Annotated in this window: 18 protein-coding genes; 15 read left to right on the top strand and 3 right to left on the bottom strand. The window is 38.9% G+C overall.

The annotated features are described in order from the left end of the window. Positions 1-3: 3 nt before the first annotated feature. The 4 genes from RIC88_RS07605 (at position 4) to RIC88_RS07590 (ending at position 5,950) form a co-directional block, all read left to right on the top strand. Complete coding sequence (locus tag RIC88_RS07605; protein ID WP_350216932.1) at positions 4-4,227, top strand: DUF6443 domain-containing protein; 4,224 nt, start codon at positions 4-6, stop codon at positions 4,225-4,227. Further along, a complete protein-coding gene (locus tag RIC88_RS07600; RefSeq protein WP_350216931.1) occupies positions 4,224-4,787 on the top strand; it encodes a hypothetical protein in 564 nt (187 codons plus the stop codon). The genes RIC88_RS07605 and RIC88_RS07600 overlap by 4 nt, the downstream gene beginning before the upstream one ends. Positions 4,788-5,074: 287 nt before the next feature. Next, the gene (locus RIC88_RS07595; RefSeq protein WP_350216930.1) at positions 5,075-5,440 is read left to right on the top strand and encodes a hypothetical protein; all 366 of its coding nucleotides are present in this window, start codon (positions 5,075-5,077) and stop codon (positions 5,438-5,440) included. Between the two features lie 189 nt (positions 5,441-5,629). After that, complete coding sequence (locus tag RIC88_RS07590) at positions 5,630-5,950, top strand: HNH endonuclease signature motif containing protein (RefSeq protein ID WP_350216929.1); 321 nt, start codon at positions 5,630-5,632, stop codon at positions 5,948-5,950. A 52-nt stretch (positions 5,951-6,002) separates the two neighbouring features. On the opposite strand, the gene RIC88_RS07585 is transcribed toward RIC88_RS07590, so the two are convergent. Next, positions 6,003-6,365, bottom strand: a complete 363-nt coding sequence (locus tag RIC88_RS07585; protein WP_350216928.1) for a helix-turn-helix domain-containing protein — start codon at positions 6,363-6,365, stop codon at positions 6,003-6,005. Positions 6,366-6,490: 125 nt separating this feature from the next. Between RIC88_RS07585 and RIC88_RS07580 the strand changes: the two genes are divergently transcribed. The 3 genes from RIC88_RS07580 to RIC88_RS07570 all read left to right on the top strand — a co-directional run bounded on the left by RIC88_RS07580 (position 6,491) and on the right by RIC88_RS07570 (position 10,017). After that, a complete protein-coding gene (locus tag RIC88_RS07580) occupies positions 6,491-8,041 on the top strand; it encodes an MTBMA_p00010-related P-loop-containing protein (RefSeq protein ID WP_350216927.1) in 1,551 nt (516 codons plus the stop codon). 79 nt (positions 8,042-8,120) lie between these two features. Next, positions 8,121-9,134, top strand: coding sequence for a tyrosine-type recombinase/integrase (locus RIC88_RS07575; protein ID WP_350216926.1), 1,014 nt, complete (start codon positions 8,121-8,123; stop codon positions 9,132-9,134). Then, positions 9,100-10,017 (top strand): tyrosine-type recombinase/integrase, encoded by a 918-nt coding sequence (locus RIC88_RS07570; protein WP_350216924.1) that lies wholly within the window; start codon positions 9,100-9,102, stop codon positions 10,015-10,017. The genes RIC88_RS07575 and RIC88_RS07570 overlap by 35 nt, the downstream gene beginning before the upstream one ends. Here the strand turns inward: RIC88_RS07570 and RIC88_RS07565 are convergent. Continuing rightward, positions 10,014-10,223, bottom strand: coding sequence for a hypothetical protein (locus RIC88_RS07565; RefSeq protein WP_350216923.1), 210 nt, complete (start codon positions 10,221-10,223; stop codon positions 10,014-10,016). The genes RIC88_RS07570 and RIC88_RS07565 overlap by 4 nt on opposite strands. Before the next feature lie 772 nt (positions 10,224-10,995). On the opposite strand from RIC88_RS07565, the gene RIC88_RS07560 reads away from it, so the two are divergent. The 3 genes from RIC88_RS07560 to RIC88_RS07550 all read left to right on the top strand — a co-directional run bounded on the left by RIC88_RS07560 (position 10,996) and on the right by RIC88_RS07550 (position 12,936). Continuing rightward, complete coding sequence (locus tag RIC88_RS07560) at positions 10,996-11,415, top strand: hypothetical protein (protein WP_350216922.1); 420 nt, start codon at positions 10,996-10,998, stop codon at positions 11,413-11,415. 106 nt (positions 11,416-11,521) lie between these two features. Continuing rightward, positions 11,522-12,337, top strand: a complete 816-nt coding sequence (locus RIC88_RS07555; RefSeq protein WP_350217056.1) for an RHS repeat-associated core domain-containing protein — start codon at positions 11,522-11,524, stop codon at positions 12,335-12,337. Next, positions 12,334-12,936, top strand: a complete 603-nt coding sequence (locus RIC88_RS07550; RefSeq protein WP_350216921.1) for a hypothetical protein — start codon at positions 12,334-12,336, stop codon at positions 12,934-12,936. Before RIC88_RS07555 ends, RIC88_RS07550 begins: the two co-directional genes overlap by 4 nt. A 69-nt stretch (positions 12,937-13,005) precedes the next feature. Here the strand turns inward: RIC88_RS07550 and RIC88_RS07545 are convergent, their stop codons facing one another. Further along, positions 13,006-13,221 carry a helix-turn-helix transcriptional regulator gene (locus tag RIC88_RS07545; RefSeq protein WP_350216920.1) on the bottom strand — a complete coding sequence of 72 codons (216 nt, stop codon included), beginning with the start codon at positions 13,219-13,221 and terminating at the stop codon, positions 13,006-13,008. A 117-nt stretch (positions 13,222-13,338) separates the two neighbouring features. On the opposite strand from RIC88_RS07545, the gene RIC88_RS07540 reads away from it, so the two are divergent. The 5 genes from RIC88_RS07540 (at position 13,339) to RIC88_RS07520 (ending at position 16,622) form a co-directional block, all read left to right on the top strand. Then, positions 13,339-13,494: a hypothetical protein gene (locus RIC88_RS07540; RefSeq protein ID WP_350216919.1), complete on the top strand. Its 156-nt coding sequence runs from the start codon at positions 13,339-13,341 to the stop codon at positions 13,492-13,494. Further along, entirely contained in the window at positions 13,472-14,734 is a 1,263-nt protein-coding gene (locus tag RIC88_RS07535) for an RHS repeat-associated core domain-containing protein (protein WP_350216918.1), read from the top strand. Before RIC88_RS07540 ends, RIC88_RS07535 begins: the two co-directional genes overlap by 23 nt. A gap of 7 nt (positions 14,735-14,741) precedes the next feature. Continuing rightward, positions 14,742-15,176: a hypothetical protein gene (locus RIC88_RS07530; protein WP_350216917.1), complete on the top strand. Its 435-nt coding sequence runs from the start codon at positions 14,742-14,744 to the stop codon at positions 15,174-15,176. Positions 15,177-15,760: 584 nt separating this feature from the next. Continuing rightward, entirely contained in the window at positions 15,761-16,015 is a 255-nt protein-coding gene (locus RIC88_RS07525) for a hypothetical protein (protein ID WP_350216916.1), read from the top strand. A gap of 55 nt (positions 16,016-16,070) precedes the next feature. Continuing rightward, positions 16,071-16,622 carry an REP-associated tyrosine transposase gene (locus tag RIC88_RS07520; protein WP_350216915.1) on the top strand — a complete coding sequence of 184 codons (552 nt, stop codon included), beginning with the start codon at positions 16,071-16,073 and terminating at the stop codon, positions 16,620-16,622. Positions 16,623-17,084 lie beyond the last annotated feature (462 nt).

Here is a 17,084-nt window from a genome sequence, read left to right as displayed (position 1 = left end):
ACAATGAAAAGAATTATCACAATAATCACCGTTGTATTCCTTGTTTTTAGTGCATTGGGACAGACTGCAACTAAGAACTATGTAAAGACTGTCACTGCCAGACAAGAAACTACCACCTCGATCATTTCAAGTGGCAGTAATAGCCTTACCAAGCAATCTGTTCAGTATATGGATGGACTTGGAAGATCAATTCAAACCATTACAAGGTGGGGATCTGGTGACGAGAAAGATATGGTTACACCGATTGAATACGATCAGTATGGGCGACAGGTCAAAAGTTATTTACCATATAGTTCAGGTCTAGCCAATATGGCATTTAGGGTCGATCCAGTTTCCGAGCAAAGCTCATTTTATAGTCCTTATGGGGCAGATGGAGATTATGCTTTCAGCGAAACCCGATTTGAAGATACACCACTTAACAGGCCGTTGGAGCAAGCTTCTCCGGGTGACGATTGGAAGATAGGAGCTGCTACAATCAATTATGAATATGGATTCAATGATGAAAATGAAGTGATCCTCTGGGATAATTCTAACCTGAGCACCATTATTGGGAACTTCTATCCAGGCAATTCTCTGTACAAGAATTCAGTAATAGATGAGGACGGTAATAAGACCGTGACTTATACAAACAAACAAGGCCAAACCATTTTGAAAAGATTGTATCTGACCCAAAATAAATGGGCTGATACCTATTATATCTACGACGATTTTGGGAATCTACGTGTTGTCCTTCCACCTGAATCGCTGGTTATATTGAATAACAGCAGTGCAGGAATCAACTGGAATAACTACACACTCATTACGTCAGACTATACAATAAATCAAACAGAGGACACGGACAAATTTGTTTACATGGGAGACATAACGGTAACTATCCCTAATAACGTTACAGTCAAACCTGGCTTTGAACTTAAAGCTATTAACTCAATTATTACTTCGGAAACGTTAGATGCATATGCCTTCCAGTATGATTATGACGGCAGAGGCCGCATGATCTCGAAAAAAGTACCCGGATCAGAAGCCGTTCATATGGTCTATGATAAATGGGACAGACTCGTCCTCTCCCAGGATGGCAAACAGCGTGAAAACAATGAGTGGCTGTTTACCAGCTATGATGCTCTAAACAGGCCCGTCATGACCGGGATCATCACGGATAATGATCCAAACCGCCAATCACAGGAAGGCATGCAGGCACATATCATGACCATTGACAACCGCTACCTGGCCTATGATGGAAGTGGCGAGCATGGATATGACAATCAATCTTATCCCTTTGTGACCGAGAGTGGTGGCACAGTAAAAGAAATTCTTACCGTCACGTATTACGACAACCATAGCTTTGTAGACGATGAAGGTGTTTTAACACACCTTGCAGGATTTAACTTTGAATTAGTCCCGGATTTCGACCCCACGGTAGACCCTTCAAATGTAGATGAATTTCACTTACTCCCAGAGGAGAACCTCCAAGTAAAAGGACAAGTAACAGGAATGAAAACTCAAATGGTTGGAACAGAAGGTTACATCGAGAGCATAACATACTACGACAACAAATACCGACCCATACAAATGGTTTCCGAAAATCACCTGGGAGGAACAGATATCACGAGCAACCAGTATGATTTTGTTGGGAACCTTCGTAAAACGCAGACCGCTCATTCGGATGGAAGTACTACAACCACTATCAAACGGCGATTTACCTACGACCATATGGATCGGTTGGTCAATACGTTTCATAAGCTAGACGACAACCCAGAGGAAAGAATTGCTCATAATGAATACAATGAGCTGGGTGAGCTAATTACCAAAGACTTACACGAAGGAGAGCAATTCCTGGATTATTCCTACAACATCCGTGGCTGGCTTACAGCTATCAATGATCCGGCAAGTACGGACGATACGCACCTGTTTGGGATGAAACTCCACTACAATGACAATCCACTGGATTCGAGAAAAAATTTCAACGGCAACATTTCCGCCATGGAATGGAGCAACTACGATGCTAATGGTTCTGGCTATAGTGAGCGTGCCTACTCGTATGCATACGATGGACTTAACCGTCTAACTGATGCACGGCATTATCAGGATAAATCTTCAGGTTCCAACGCTTTCGATGTACAGGTTCCGGGATATGACCTCAATGGAAACATTAAACGCCTGATACGAAAAGGAGAAAATGGATCGAACGTAGACAACCTTACTTATACCTATAATGGGAACCAGCTTCTCAAAGTAACAGACTCAAACGGCTCTGAAGGTTTCGACAATGGTAGCTCAGGTTACGGTACCGACTACACCTATGATGCCAACGGCAACATGATCTCAGATGCCAACAAAGGCATCACTTCCATTGAATACAACCATCTGAATCTTCCTACGGCTGTCACCCTGAGCACCGTCGAAGGGTCAGGCCGTATCGAGTATTTATACGACGCAGCAGGCATCAAACTACAGCAAAAGGTGTATAAGGATGGAACCCTTGAGAAAACCACCGACTATGTAGGAGAGTTTATATACGAAGATGGTGAATTGCAGCTGATTCAGCATGAAGAAGGCCGCATAGTCCCTAAAAATGATGAATGGGACTACCAATACCACCTAAAAGACCACCTGGGTAACGTACGTGTGACGTTTAGTACTGAGCCTGAGAATTATACGATGGTGGCTACCATGGAGAATAGTAATGAATCTGAAAGTTTCTCAAACTATGTAGCTGAGAGTGAGACCGTTTCTGGGGAAGCCAATAGCGGGACATATGTGTCAAAAAATAGCAATCTGTTGAATGACGGTTTGGATCTCAACACATTTTTGCAAATAAATAAGCGTGATACTGTTAAGGTAAGTGCATATGCCTATTACAACGATGCGGGATCATCTTACGATCTAGCAGCTGGATTAATAGAAACAGCTCTTTTTGGAGCATTTAGTTCAAGCTACGCGGCTGAAGGATCAACAGTTACTCAAACAAACTTTGACAATGCATTTGGAAATGGAACGCTATTAGGAGGAAGATCTACTTCGACGACTGCTCCTCCTGCATTTATCAATTACATCTTCTTTGATCGAGAAATGAATTATATCACTGCAGGATTTGAGCAGATTACAATGTCATCAAATGGGTCATCTGTACAAGTGATTGCAGATAATTTCATAGCAGATCAAGATGGATATCTACTTGTTTATTTATCGAATGAAACAGATCAGTCAAGTGAGTTGATTGTTAGCTGGGATGACCTGGAGATCTACCACGGCAAGACGAATGTTGTTTCGACGCAGGATTACTATCCTTTTGGTTTGGCTTTTAACTCCTATAGAAGAACTGCTTCAAGCCCTCAGAATTACCTTTTCAATGGAGGTGCAGAGTTAAATCCAGTTACAAATACATATGAGACTTTATTCAGAGGGTATGACCCTGCTATTGGCAGGTTCATGCAAATCGATCCTTTAGCTGACTTCTTACCTGGAATAAACCCTTATCAGTTTGCGTTCAATAACCCAATTGGGTACAATGACCCGACTGGATTAGCTCCTAAATGGTGGATAAGACTTAGGGCAACTGTTAATAGAATTGGAAATGCCTTGAAAGGGAGTAATGCAGCTGGAGTTGCAGTTGGCAAGCACAAAGGGGAAGTATTTGTAGCCCAAACAAGAGGTGGGAGTCGTAGAGGAACCTCAACATCACGTAATAATACATCTGCAATTGCAAGTACTCCTGTGGGAAATATTGATAAACCTTCCTTTGATCCGCCAGAAATTGATTGGGGCGGTAGAAAAGATCCACCAGAGTTAATAGCACAGAAAGATTTTCCTAAACCAACGCCAATACCACCTAGAGGAAGGGATGTTGTACCCGGTAGTACTTTGGAATTTAGAAGTAATCTATTCCATGGCGGATCTGATGAGTTCAGGCATCCGCAAGGAGCAAAGAGATCACTTGCTGATGCTTACAGATCGTTGATGAGCAATAAAGATATGAGGGTAATTATTAGAGCATCAACAAATCTTACTTGGGGAAGACATGCTGGCACGCCTGTTGTTAGAAATGGGAAAGCCCTGAATGGTTATAATTTGGAAAACTTATTAAACGATAGAGCGAGAGCTGTTAGAGATGCATTGATCGAACTTGGTGTACCTGAAGATCAAATTGAGATTGGTGGTAGACCGCTATATCAAGATTTAGATGGTGTTACAACTCCTGGGTTTAGGTTAGACTTTAAGAGAAAAGAATGAAAATAATACTTGTGCTTATCATATTGCTACCTCTAAAAATGTTAGGCCAAAAGGTTGATAGTGTTATTTTTTGGACGGATAGCTATGACTTAACCTGGGATGATTTTCAAGGCAACTCTGATTCATTGTCTTTTGCAATTGAAAGCAATCGACTTGCCAATGCAGCCTCTTCGGTTGGTTTGGAGTTTGTTGGGGTAGATTCTATGGTTGGCTGTTATTTACTAAAATCTGTCTTTTACAGAAACACATCTTGGACTACAGATACAACAGATTTACTTTTAAGTCACGAGCAAGTACACTTTCATTTGATTGAATTATCAGCACGAAGATTTAGAAAGAGGTATTTAGAAGAATATAGAAATTGTATTAATGAGGATGATTTGAATGACCTTTTTGACTTGAGTTTTAAAGAATTTACTGATAACTCAAGCTTATATGATGCTCAAACCAACTACGGTACGGTTGTCATCAATCAAAAGCTTTGGAATGAGAAGGTAAAAACAAAACTAGACAGCCTTAAAGACTATACAGAAAATGTAGTAATATGTTACTGTGACTAATTATTAAGAAAATAGATATAAAACCCTCGCAGAAATGTGAGGGTTTTTTTATGCTCTTTTTCAATCAGTTTATACACTATTTAAAAAGTATTTAAAAGGTATTTAAAAGGATTTTAAAAAGTATTTAAAAGCGCACTCCTAATGATATTAGGAATTATTTTTTATAAAATATTTTTATATATAAAAACATATATACAATATGCGTGGAAAAGTGGGTATAATTTGTGGATAGATTAGAGAATGTACTTGTATGATTATTAGAATTTGTATATATCTTTGTAAGGACTATGATAAAATTTGACATAAAAGAGCCGCAAGAGTCCATAGGGGTAGTTAAGGCCACCGTTCACAAGAATGGTAAACTAGGCTTCTCAAGTGGTGCAGCTAAGAGGTTGAAGCTGGATAGTCAGAACTATTTTCAAGTAGCTACAAACGCAGATGACCCTGATGATGACAACCTGTATCTAATTCCTTCACATGAAGGAGCAGATAAGGTTTTTAAAGTTAGTAAGGCTGGAGCGTATTACTACATGAGAATAAAGCACATACTTGATGATGCAGGTATGGACTACAGAGAAGAAAAGATCATCTTCGACATAGTGAATATGGAGCAAGATGGAATGACATTTTATAAACTGACAAAAAGAAGGTGATAGATAAGCACAAATTGAAATAAAACTCATAAAAAACCCCAGAACAGTTGCAGCCGGACTGGGGAATTTTGGAATATCAAAGTGTCTTTTGAGTCACGGAGGCTTATCACCTCTGTGGATATTCCTTTTTTGTTGAAAAACAAATATACAGGCTGCCATTGAATTATTAATAAATAAATATTAAAGCCAATGGTAAATTTTAGACGAAGAAGCACCACTACGAGAGGTGCAAATTTTGATGCCGTCACTGTAGAAGCAGTATGGCGGAAGGGACAAACGGTTCCAGGTTATGACAGTAGTTCTGTAAGAAAGGACACTTGTGGTGCTTGGATGAAACGTACTGAGTATGGTAACACAGACTCAGAATACGGTTGGGAAATAGATCATATTATACCTGCTTCCAAAGGAGGAACAGATGCTCTATCAAACCTACAACCGTTACAATGGGAGAATAATCGCTTTAAGAGTGATAATCACCCTCGTTGGAGTTGTAAAGTGAAAGCAGCGTAAGCTGTATTTGATAAGTAAAAGAAAGGGGCAGCTGTTTTAGCTGTCCTTTTTTTTATGCTCCACTAAGTGCGTTGCTAAGTGTGTCCTTTAGCTTCTTTTTAGAAATCAATCCGTCAATGATCTTGAATATAGATTGCTTCTCATCTTCATCCAGCTGTTCGAGAATCTGAAGTTTTTGCAGTGTAGACTTATCAATAGAGTTTACATCTTCCAGCGGATCATTAGAAATAAAGAAGTCGGCAATCTCTACACCAATCGCTTTAGCGATCTTATCCAATGTAGTTGTGGTGGGATCGGTTTTACCCTTTTCAATCTTAGAATACTGTGATTGATCCATTTTGAGGGACAGGGCGACTTCTTTTTGGGTCATCCCCCTTGCTTCTCTTAACTTCTTTATACGCTCTCCGATGTTCATAAATGGATTTTTGTATCCATAAAACTATTGTTTTAAGTGCTAAGTATCAAAATAGATAAATCTGTATTGGATAAATATATCCAATAAGGTATGTTTGTTGAGTGGACATATTATTCCAAAAGTTTATGAATACAGTTAGCAAGCTCGACACCACCAACTCCGATCACATCATTTACAAGCACACTCCAATGGACATAGCAGTTTTGGGCGGAATCCGCTTAGAAGGCTTAGACAGAATGAGAGTAACATTAAAGGTTCAGGTAGAGCATCTGAGTATCAGGCACAATCTGGACTTGTACAATGACAACCAAACGGAGAAGCTGATCCGGAAAATAGCAGAAAGGTTAGAGATCGGAACTAGTGTAGCGGCAGCAGCACTGACAGACCTGACTGATGAGCTAGAAAAATACAGACTAGAAGAAATTGAGCGGCAAACCAGCAAAACAGACAAGAGAAAGCTACTATCAACGGAAGAAATCAAAGAAGCTCAGAAATATCTAAAAGCTCCAAACCTGATGGCTCGAACAATGGAGGACATAGGAAGATCAGGAGTGATTGGAGAAGAAGACAATCGGCTTTTAATGTATCTGATCTTCACAAGTAGGAAAAGGGATAATCCACTTCACATCATCAGTTTAGGAAGTTCAGGAAATGGAAAGACACATTTACAGGAGAAAGTATCAGCTCTGATACCAGATGAAGATAAACTGGAAATCACCACACTATCAGGAAATGCCTTTTACTACTTCGGACAACAGGAGTTGAGAAACAAACTGATCTTGATAGAGGATCTGGACGGGACGGATGAAGTACTGTATCCACTCAGAGAAATCAAATCGAAAAGACAAGTAACCAAGACGGTAGTAATCAAGAACACCAAAGGAGAAACTCGAACAGTAACACTAAAAGTAGAAGGGCCAGTGTGTGTCTCAGGATGTACGACAAAAGAGAGCATCTATGAGGACAATGCAAATCGAAGCTTCCTGATCTATGTGGATGAAAGTGCTGAACAGGACGAACGAATCATGGATTATCAGAGGAAGTTGAGTGCTGGTAAAGTTGACTTATCAGAGCAATGGAGCATCATTGAGCAGTTCCAGAACATGCAACGAGTATTACAGCCTGTGGCCATTAGAAACCCTTTTGCTGAAATGCTTCACATCCCAAAAGAAGTGTTTAAACCAAGAAGGACAAATGCGCATTATCTGGCCTTCATTGAAGCAGTAACCTTTTACCATCAATATCAGAGAGAACGAAAGGCAGATGAAGAAACCGGAGAAGAGTTCATTGAAACAACACTGGAAGACATAGAAGAAGCGAACAAGTTGATGAAGGAAATATTGCTCAGGAAATCAGATGATCTGAATGGAGCGACCAGGAACTACTTCGAGCGATTGAAAGACTGGCTACAAAAAGAGGATAAGAACAGCTTCACGAATGGAGCAGCAAGAAGAGAACTTAGAGTGAATGCCAGTAATCAAAAGCGGTACATGATCGCTCTGCAGGAATGGGGTTTGGTTCAGAAAGTAAAGGGAGATAAGAAGAACGGCTTCAACTATGAAGTAACAAGCTATGAAGATCAGAAGCAAAGGAACCAACGGATCGAAAGTGTGCTGGATAACATCGTGAATGAGATTAAGAAGTTCAGTAAGTCCAAAAGAAGTTCAAAGGCATAAATGAACTTCTTATCAACGAATACAATCCATAAAGCCAGAAAATAAAAGTAGTTCAGTTCAAAACAGAAACACCAACCGAGTGAAAAAGCTAATCCTACAAAATGACTCTTATCGTTACCTAGAGCAGAGTTTTAGGGAATGGCTGGATGTTCAGGGTTATGCACCAAGTACGGTTTACAATCTTCCTAATCACATCCGGGAGCTACTTCACTATCTGGAATCCAAAGACATCCACAACATCAAAGAACTGAACCAGAAACTGATAGAGAGCTATTACCAAAGACTGAAAGAACGGAGCAATCAAAGACGTGGTGGTGGGTTGAGCAATGCACATCTGAACAAGCATATCCAAGCGATTAGAAAGTTTACGACATACCTAAGAAGAGCAGGAAGGTTAGAAATACCGGAAGTGAACCTGAAAGATGAAGAGACAGAACACAAGCTCATTTATCTGACAGAAGAAGAAATCAACGAACTGTTCAAAGCAGTAAAAAAAGCGACAGGGACTTACAACAAATCAGCAGAAGTAGTAGAAGCAATACAGGCAAGGGATCGGGCAATGTTAGCAGTGTTTTACGGGTGTGGATTAAGGAGAAGTGAAGGTGTAGCGCTGGATGTTGTTGATGTGAATTTTGATCGATCTGTGTTGCATGTTCGGAAAGGAAAGAACTACAAAGAGCGCTTTGTCCCAGTCAGCAAAACCAACCTGAAATACCTATCCGATTACATCTACGATCACAGACCAGAATTATTAAAAGGCAGCAAATCAGATGCGTTGTTCATTGGTTCTAATACGATCAAAAGAATGCAGGGACAAAGCTTGTTCGTGAGATTAAAGCGACTGCAATACTATACGGGAAATGTAGACTTGATAGAAAAGGAAATCGGACTGCACACACTCAGGCACTCAATAGCAACTCACTTACTCAAAGCAGGAATGAAGCTGGAAAGTATCAGCAGATTTTTAGGACATGGAAGTTTAGAAAGCACACAGATCTACACCCACATTACAGGCATCAGGCAAGAACGAGAACAACCATTTAATAACATCAGCAACTATGATCCAATCCGACTATCAGAAGATGAGTTTTGAAGAATACCTGAAATCCAAAGCGTTTACAAATGGCAGCATAAGATCGGGAATGAATGTGATCGATCAGTTTAAGGTGTGGTTGAAAAAAGAGAATCTGAGAGCTGAAGAAGTGGGTTATAATGATCTGATGCTGTACATGAAATACAGGAGTAGAAAAGGAGCTTCACAGCGAACAATCCAAGCTTACATGAGTGTAATCAAACACTACTTCGAGCACTTGTTGAGAGAAGAAAAGATCAGCAGTAACCCAGCTTCGGAGATAGAAGTGAAAGGGGTAAAAAGAAAGGTATTGTACCACATCTTGGAACCACACGAATTACAGAGCTTGTACCATAAGTATCAAGACGAATCGCCCAAAGGGATCAGGAATAAAGTGATGTTAGGACTGTTAGTGAATCAGGCATTAAATACAAGTGAACTGGCAAAACTGGAAGTGAAAGACATTGATCTAAGACAAGGAATTATTGATGTGAAAGGTAGCAGGAGAAGCAATGGAAGGAAGTTGAAACTGGAAGCTCACCAAGTGATGGAGATGTACAATTATGTGTTGAAAGTGAGAGAAGAAATCAAAGCAATCCAACCCAAGCGGAAATATCAGGAGCGACAGGAAAATGAGAATCTGTTTATAGGAGATGGTGGAAATGCAGACAACTTTAGCAACTACATGACCCAACTCATGATCAAGGTTAGAAAGATCAATCCGAGTGTAAAGAATGCAAAACAGATCCGAGCTTCTGTGATCACCAAATGGCTAAGAATGTATAATCTAAGAGAAGTTCAATATCTGGCTGGCCACCGCTACATCAGCAGCACAGAAGGTTATTTAGAAAACGAAATGGAAGGGCTGATAGAAGAAGTTCAGCAGTTCCATCCGTTGGGCTAAGTTCCCTTTTTTAGCACCGAGGTAACACCTATCAAAACCAGTAAAATCGTAATAATCCCAACTATCGTAAAATCAACATCAAAGAATCCAATCGGCTCTTTTTTAGCGAAAGAAGCAAATGCATTAATGAGCTGTTGATAAAGGAAAGCGACTACTAAGAATAAGCCCAATCCACCTAATAAAAACCAGAGTATCTTTTTTTCCATACGACTAATCTAAGGTATCTGATAAAGAATTTTATTGATAGGTAAGTTGCCCCCGCTTCGTTCGGCTTAAGGCCTTCACCCCACAGGTAAAGCGGTGTTCGTCATCAGTTGGCTTGCATCCTTCACGCCAGACCTGTTCAGGAGCTTACAGCACCTTCCAGCCCTTCGGGTCTACGAGTCTGTCATGTAGGTTGCTTAGCCTGCCTTCTTCCTCACGGCTGTTACTGTGTCTGATGTCAGAGCTGACAACCCACAAACCCACCTCTGCCAGCACTGGCCACATCCACTCACAGCCTGTGTTAATGCGAGCCTGCTGGCTCAGTCGGACTGGCTAAAGCCACATTGCCAGGCGGGCTAATCGCCCTTCATCTGGCAGGCCTCCTTCGCACTCGCAGACGGCTCGCCGCACAAAATCCCAACGCTAGCTCAAGGCTGTTTTACCTGTCTGTCGCACAGGCCAGATCATGCAAGCATGCCGCGCATCTGATCAATCACCACACAGAGAAAAAGAGTAGCTGCTTGGCCCATCACCCCAATCAATGAATCCGCACAGATCAACGCACAGACCAAAGCTTCATTGATCGGTCTGATGTCGAAACCAAAGAAGCCCTGAACTGGACACGGGTATCCCGAAGGGTACTTTACATAATATGCTTATACAACCCACAGGCCAAATGAAAATCAAACCAATCCGAGGAGCTTGTATAAGAGCATGTTATGTAAAAGTGGAAGGTAAGGGGTTCTTTGGGTAACTTGACTTTAAAAACATTATATGAGATGGACTGAACTTAGATATCCATATAGGCAAATGTTTATCATGCTTCAAACGATCGGTGATACTCAAAAGCAAAAATCAATAGACGAGTTAAATCTTCGAGTCGAAAGAACTGTGGCAAGAGAAATGCTCGAATGGCTTAGAGGACGTGGGTATATAAGGGAAGTAGTTAAAGATGAAATTAGCTTCTTCTCAACCACTAGAAACGGTGATAGACTGATCTACAAGCATAGAGATGCTGTTCAAAATGCAGTAGACAAAGAGGAAATGGCTAAGAAAGCCTTTAAAGAAATAAAGCCTATCCCACTTGATCTTTATTACAACAAGTTTAGAAATCACTTCCAAAAGCATCAAGGATTGTATACGATCATTGGAATCATCATTGGCCTCATTGGCTTATACATTGCTTTTGGATAGCACCTCACTCAACTGAAGAAATTACTACCTTAGCGGTAGGCAGAAGGCCTAAAAAGTTCTTTAGTTTTTTGTTTGGATGGCACTAGGAGAAAAAGTGTGATCGGTAATTTTTTGCGATAGTTATACTCCCTTTGGGCTGGAATTTAACTCGTACTCCAGAACGGCAAGTACGCCTCAGAAATACAAGTACAATGGAATGGAAGAGCAAGAAGAAACTGGATGGTTACAACCAATGGAGTATAGAATGTATGATCCTGCTATTGCTAGGTTTTTAATGATTGATCCAATTATAAAACATCATGAATCTCCTTACGCATGGAATACTAATAATCCCCTTTCATTTGCTGATCCACTTGGTTCTGATTCCACTCAAAGAGCTAATGCTTTAGCAAAAGCAGAAGAATTTGTAGATCAGAACCCCGGAAGTTCATGGGTAGAGGGAGCTAAAGGAGGTCCCGGAGAAAACGTTGACTGCTCTGGAATGACATCAGCATGTGTAGTAGCAGGTGGTGAGGCAGATCCAATTTCTCAAAGTGATGAAGGAGGTGGGGTTCAAAGAACAAATGACGCATTGACATCTGTAGATGAGTCGGATGTAGTTCCTGGAAATTTAGTAATACTTGACAATAGTAAGTCTGGGAAAGATAACCCTACTGGACATACTGGAATTATTACTGAAGTTGCTTTTGATAAGGATGGCAATATAACTACATTGAAAATGATCGATTCAGGAGGTTCAGAAGGGCCAAGGAGAACAACATTAATGGAAAAAGGCAATAAGGAGTATTGGGGCAAAAGAATTACTGGTTTCAAAAAATGGGATTCTAAACCGGATAAGAGGCCTCCCGGACAGTTAAAGGAAGTGATCATTCAAACCAGTGGTACATTTGGACTTCAGAAGAAAGGAATTCTTGACAAATGAGACTAATATTTATAAGCTCTTTAATTTTTATTTTCGGATGCAGTAAAGTGGCCTCTGAGGCTGATCAAGGGCATCAAACAACTGAAAAGATTGAAAAGGAAGAAGCCGTTAATAGTGCTTCTTTAGCTTCAATAACTATTTACCAAAAAGATGTAAATCATATAGAAAAAGATGAATTAGAAGAGCTTGATTCTTCACTAATAACATCCATAGCTAGCTACTTAGGGTGGTCAGGAACCAAAATTAGAGCTTATACATATAAAAGTATAAGTTCAAATGCCAAGGTAATACTATTAAATTCAATTAGAGGAAAATCATTTTATCTGCTTTTGCATGAAGAATCTGAGTTAATAGAAGTTGTCAATATCACTAAAGACCAATGCAGATTAATGAAGCAATATGCCGAATATGAGTTAATTCATTGTGAGACAAAAAGTGCTTCTGTTAATGATATTGAATTAATAATATTTGAAAACAAGTATGAAATCAAGGAATATTCTGATTATACAGAAACAGTCCAAGATTCATTAACATATACTTTTAAGATCAGAAATGATATTGAGTTGATTGATATTGACAGTGTAAGATTAAAATATTGATACCTCTGTTCTCGTCCTCATGCTACGAGAGTTCCTAGAAAATTTTAAAAGCCCACCACTCGGAGGGTTTTATTTGGTGGGAACTAGGAGTTCTCGTATATCTACATCAAGAATTTGAGCGATTTTTTTAAGCACTTCAATGCTGGGTTGAGTGTTGTTGTTACAATAATTTGTTACCACAACGTAACTTTTTCCAATCTGGCTTGCTAGCCAAGTCTGGGTTCTTCCTTGCTTAGTCAATACTTCTTTAATTCGATTCACTTGGCTTTTTTCTACAGCAAACATAATAACTGTGTTTGCATCAAAGAATAAACATGAGATGTATTGTGTGATAATATAAAATATTATTAAATTATAATATAATTCAATATATATTTGTATTGTATTTTAATATAAAAATCAATGAAAGAACTCGAGCTATCTCAATTCCTCCAAAATCAATCCCTCGAAGAAACCATTGAAGTACTGGATGATATGCTTTACCTGTTGGTATTGAAAACACAATGCCTATGGAAGTGGAGCAGAAGGCAGTGCGTTGATCAATCCAGATCAATCTGAACTTGATCAGGAGCTTGCAGGCATGGGTGGAAAAGGTGGTTCCAGTTCAGCACCACGCGCTTTTCTCAATTACATCTTCTTCGATAAAGACATGAACTATGTATCTGCAGGTTTTCAGCAGATATCAACGGCAGCACAAGGAGTAGGAGCTCATGATTCGGTCACACTTGATCTTCCTCCGTTTGAACAAGACGGATATGTTTTGGCCTACTTAAGTAACGAAAATCAAGAGGCTGTGAATGTCAACTTCGACGATTTCACTATTTATCACGGCAAGACGAATGTAGTTTCGACGCAGGATTACTATCCTTTTGGTTTGACGTTTAATGAAAGTGTGAGGACGGCTTCAGAGCCTCAATTGTTCCAGTTCAATGGTAAAGAAACAATCGAAGAGCTAGGTTGGATAGATTACGGAGCAAGAATGTATATGCCTGATATAGGTAGATGGTTTAATGTTGATCCGCTAGCAGGAGAATATATGATGCATAGTCCGTACCATTATACTTATAATAATCCTATCAACTATATTGACCCAGATGGAAGAAGAATCGATCCAGTAAAAACTAAGGATGAAGTTGATGAAAACGGTGTAAGACAAATTGAGGTTACTTTTAATATTTCAATTAAAATACTTAATAATAGTAGATCAGGTGTAAATATGAATGAGCTTAAAGGCCAACTAAGATCAATGTTGAAAGAAGCTTTTTCAGGATCATATGGAGTAGCTGCTGCTAATCTGAATTATACTTTTAAAGCTGGAGATATTAGTATTGATAACGTAAGTTCAATGGATCAGGTGTCGGAATCCGATCATGTGTTAACTATTGTTGATGATGTTGAAGGTAAGGCAGTTGATAAAAATGGTAACGTTAGGGACGCTGCTGGAATGGCAGAGTATGGAATGAAGAATTTATGGAGTGAGGGTGGATCAGCGGGTGAAGTTGCTGAACGTACAGTCCATGAATTAGGTCATAGTGCACGAAGAAATCATAGTTGGCAAGACAATGATGAATCAACAAATAATTCTCAAAATTATATGTCATATGATAGAGATTGTCCTTGTGATTTTAGTGGAAGTCAGTTGTTGGATATGTTTGCCAATAGAGATAAATTAAATCAAGGGAAAAATTGGACAAGAGCTACTGGAGAAGAAGGTAAGGTTACAAAAACAACTCAACTCAGTCCCGATAGTGATGCATACAAAGGAAAGAAAATACCTAGACCAGTAGGAAAACAATGATACCATTATGAAAAAATATTTTTTAATAATTAGTTGCTTGATTTTTGGATGCAATACCAAAGATCAGGAAAACGCATATTTATTGTTTAGCAATACAATAGATGATCCAAATGAATTAGAAGTAATTGTAGCCCTCGATGAGAGCCAAGTTTTCAATGGGAAAATCAAAACTGCCAACTATGCTGATAAGTATAGTTTGCTAAAGGTTAAAATGAAAGCTGGAGACAAAAGCTTAAATATTGCTTTACCTAATTTATCCGTTGACGAAGAATTTCAGTTTGAGTTTGACTCTATAGGTGTTTACTTGATTACTCTGACTCATAAGCCTATAACAACCCATGAAGATTCTTTAGAACCAGTAATTCTTTTTAGAGAGTTTGAGGATGTAAATGATTTAAGTGCTTATGATTCTTTAGACCTAGATTATTTAACAATTGATTGAATTAGATATTAAGAATAATCAAAACCCACCTTCATCAATACGGTTGGGATTTTGGTTTTTTAGGGGGTAATCTTCAAGGGGCAATTAAGGATATATCCAAAAGCATGTTGAAATAATGTAATTCAGCTTAATTCCTCTATTTACTACTTGAATACAGACGGGCAGATGAAGGGGACTAGGTTGTTTGATTGTCTGATGAGTAGGTTGTTTGTTGAATGATACGATACGCATCATAGTATTAAATTCTATGCTCTCTCATTTTCAGGTAGTTACATTTTTTGAGTATTGACATGGTAGAATATTTGGTAGAGATCAGAATGATTTCGGCAGATCAACAGATAGAATATTGGAGTTTTCTTTGAAAGAAAGTAATGCTAATACTATAGGGCAGATGAACAGATATTAAAACACAACTTCTTGAGAAATTTTATTGATATCAATCTACTATAGATTGATTAAGTAAAAAATAAACCCTCAAAAAGTATCTATCATCTGTATGAACACTTAATTATTATCTAAAAACATTCATTTTTTCATCTGTTCATCTGCAACTTCTATCTTCATAGTTTCAAATTTCACTACAAATGCAGGATGAAGAAATGATTATGATTGAACCTGATGACAATATCAGGTATTCGAATGACTCTTGGAATACTGAAGATTACACTCTTGTTGAGAGATCCATCATTGACTCTTGTAAGCATATTATAGCAGAAGATGGAAAAGATCCAGAGTTGAAAGTGAAGCTTGACAATCTTGCATTTCTACTAGTCAATCTGAAAAACTATTACAGTATACTTTCAGAGTATCCCCCACTGGCGCGGAAGTTACTTCCGTGACAGACTAGTAATTAAACTTTTGTGACTAGTAAAATGAGGTTCTTATTTTTGATGTGTGAGCGAAAAATACAAAATCAGAGATCAGGACAAAATCTACTTTGTGACTTTTAGTGTAGTTCAGTGGATCGATGTTTTTACTCGTCCTGTTTATAAAGAAATTGTTATTGAAAATCTGAAATACTGCCAGGAGCATAAAGGATTAGAAATATATAGTTGGTGTTTGATGCCAAATCATATTCATTTAATAGTTGGTAGGAATGGTCAGGAACATATCCAGGATATCATCCGTGATTTTAAGAAGTATACCTCAGTTAAAATAACCAAAGCAATTGAAGAAAATCCCCAGGAGAGTAGAAGGGATTGGCTTTTATGGATGTTTAGAAAACTGGCAGAAAAAAGCAACAAGCACCAAAAATATTGCTTTTGGCAAAATGAATATCATCCGATAGAACTTTCTGACTCAAAGATGATGCAGCAAAAATTAGATTACATACATAATAATCCTTTAACTGAGCAAATTGTAAACAATCCTGAAGATTATCTGTATAGCAGTGCAATCGACTATGCTGGAGGTAAAGGTTTGATTGAAATCAAATTCATAGAATAAGTATTAATTCCCCTAAGAGTCACCCTAGGACAGGGAGATGGAATAGCGGACTCTGAGGAATACAGGTAGCAGTATATTTGATCATGCCTACGCATCGAATACACGAAGAGAAGGAGGCCTTCTATTTCTGCACATTTACTTGTCACAATTGGCTTCCTTTGCTAGAAAAGACCGAGATTCATACGTATCTGCCCAACTAGATAAATCAATTCATCAATGCCAAGCAAATCAGAGCTTCAGTAATTACCAAATGGCTAAGAATGTACAACTTGAGAGAAGTTCAACAGTTTCATCCGTTGGGGTAATCTGTTAAATATAATTTAACCTCAGTTCGATATAAAACCAATAAAAAACCTACCCTAAGGTCACTCAGAGCCTTTTTTAGTTGGAAGTGCGAGGGAAAAAAGGCGTGGAGTCTTTCTTATTCGAAGAGATTCCACGGCTTCCAACCCACTATCAGCC

It is taken from the genome of Ekhidna sp. (assembly GCF_040220215.1).
In the GTDB taxonomy this organism is placed as follows: domain Bacteria; phylum Bacteroidota; class Bacteroidia; order Cytophagales; family Cyclobacteriaceae; genus Ekhidna.
Note: the sequence above shows the minus strand (reverse complement) of the source record. Positions and strands in the feature narration are given on the sequence as shown.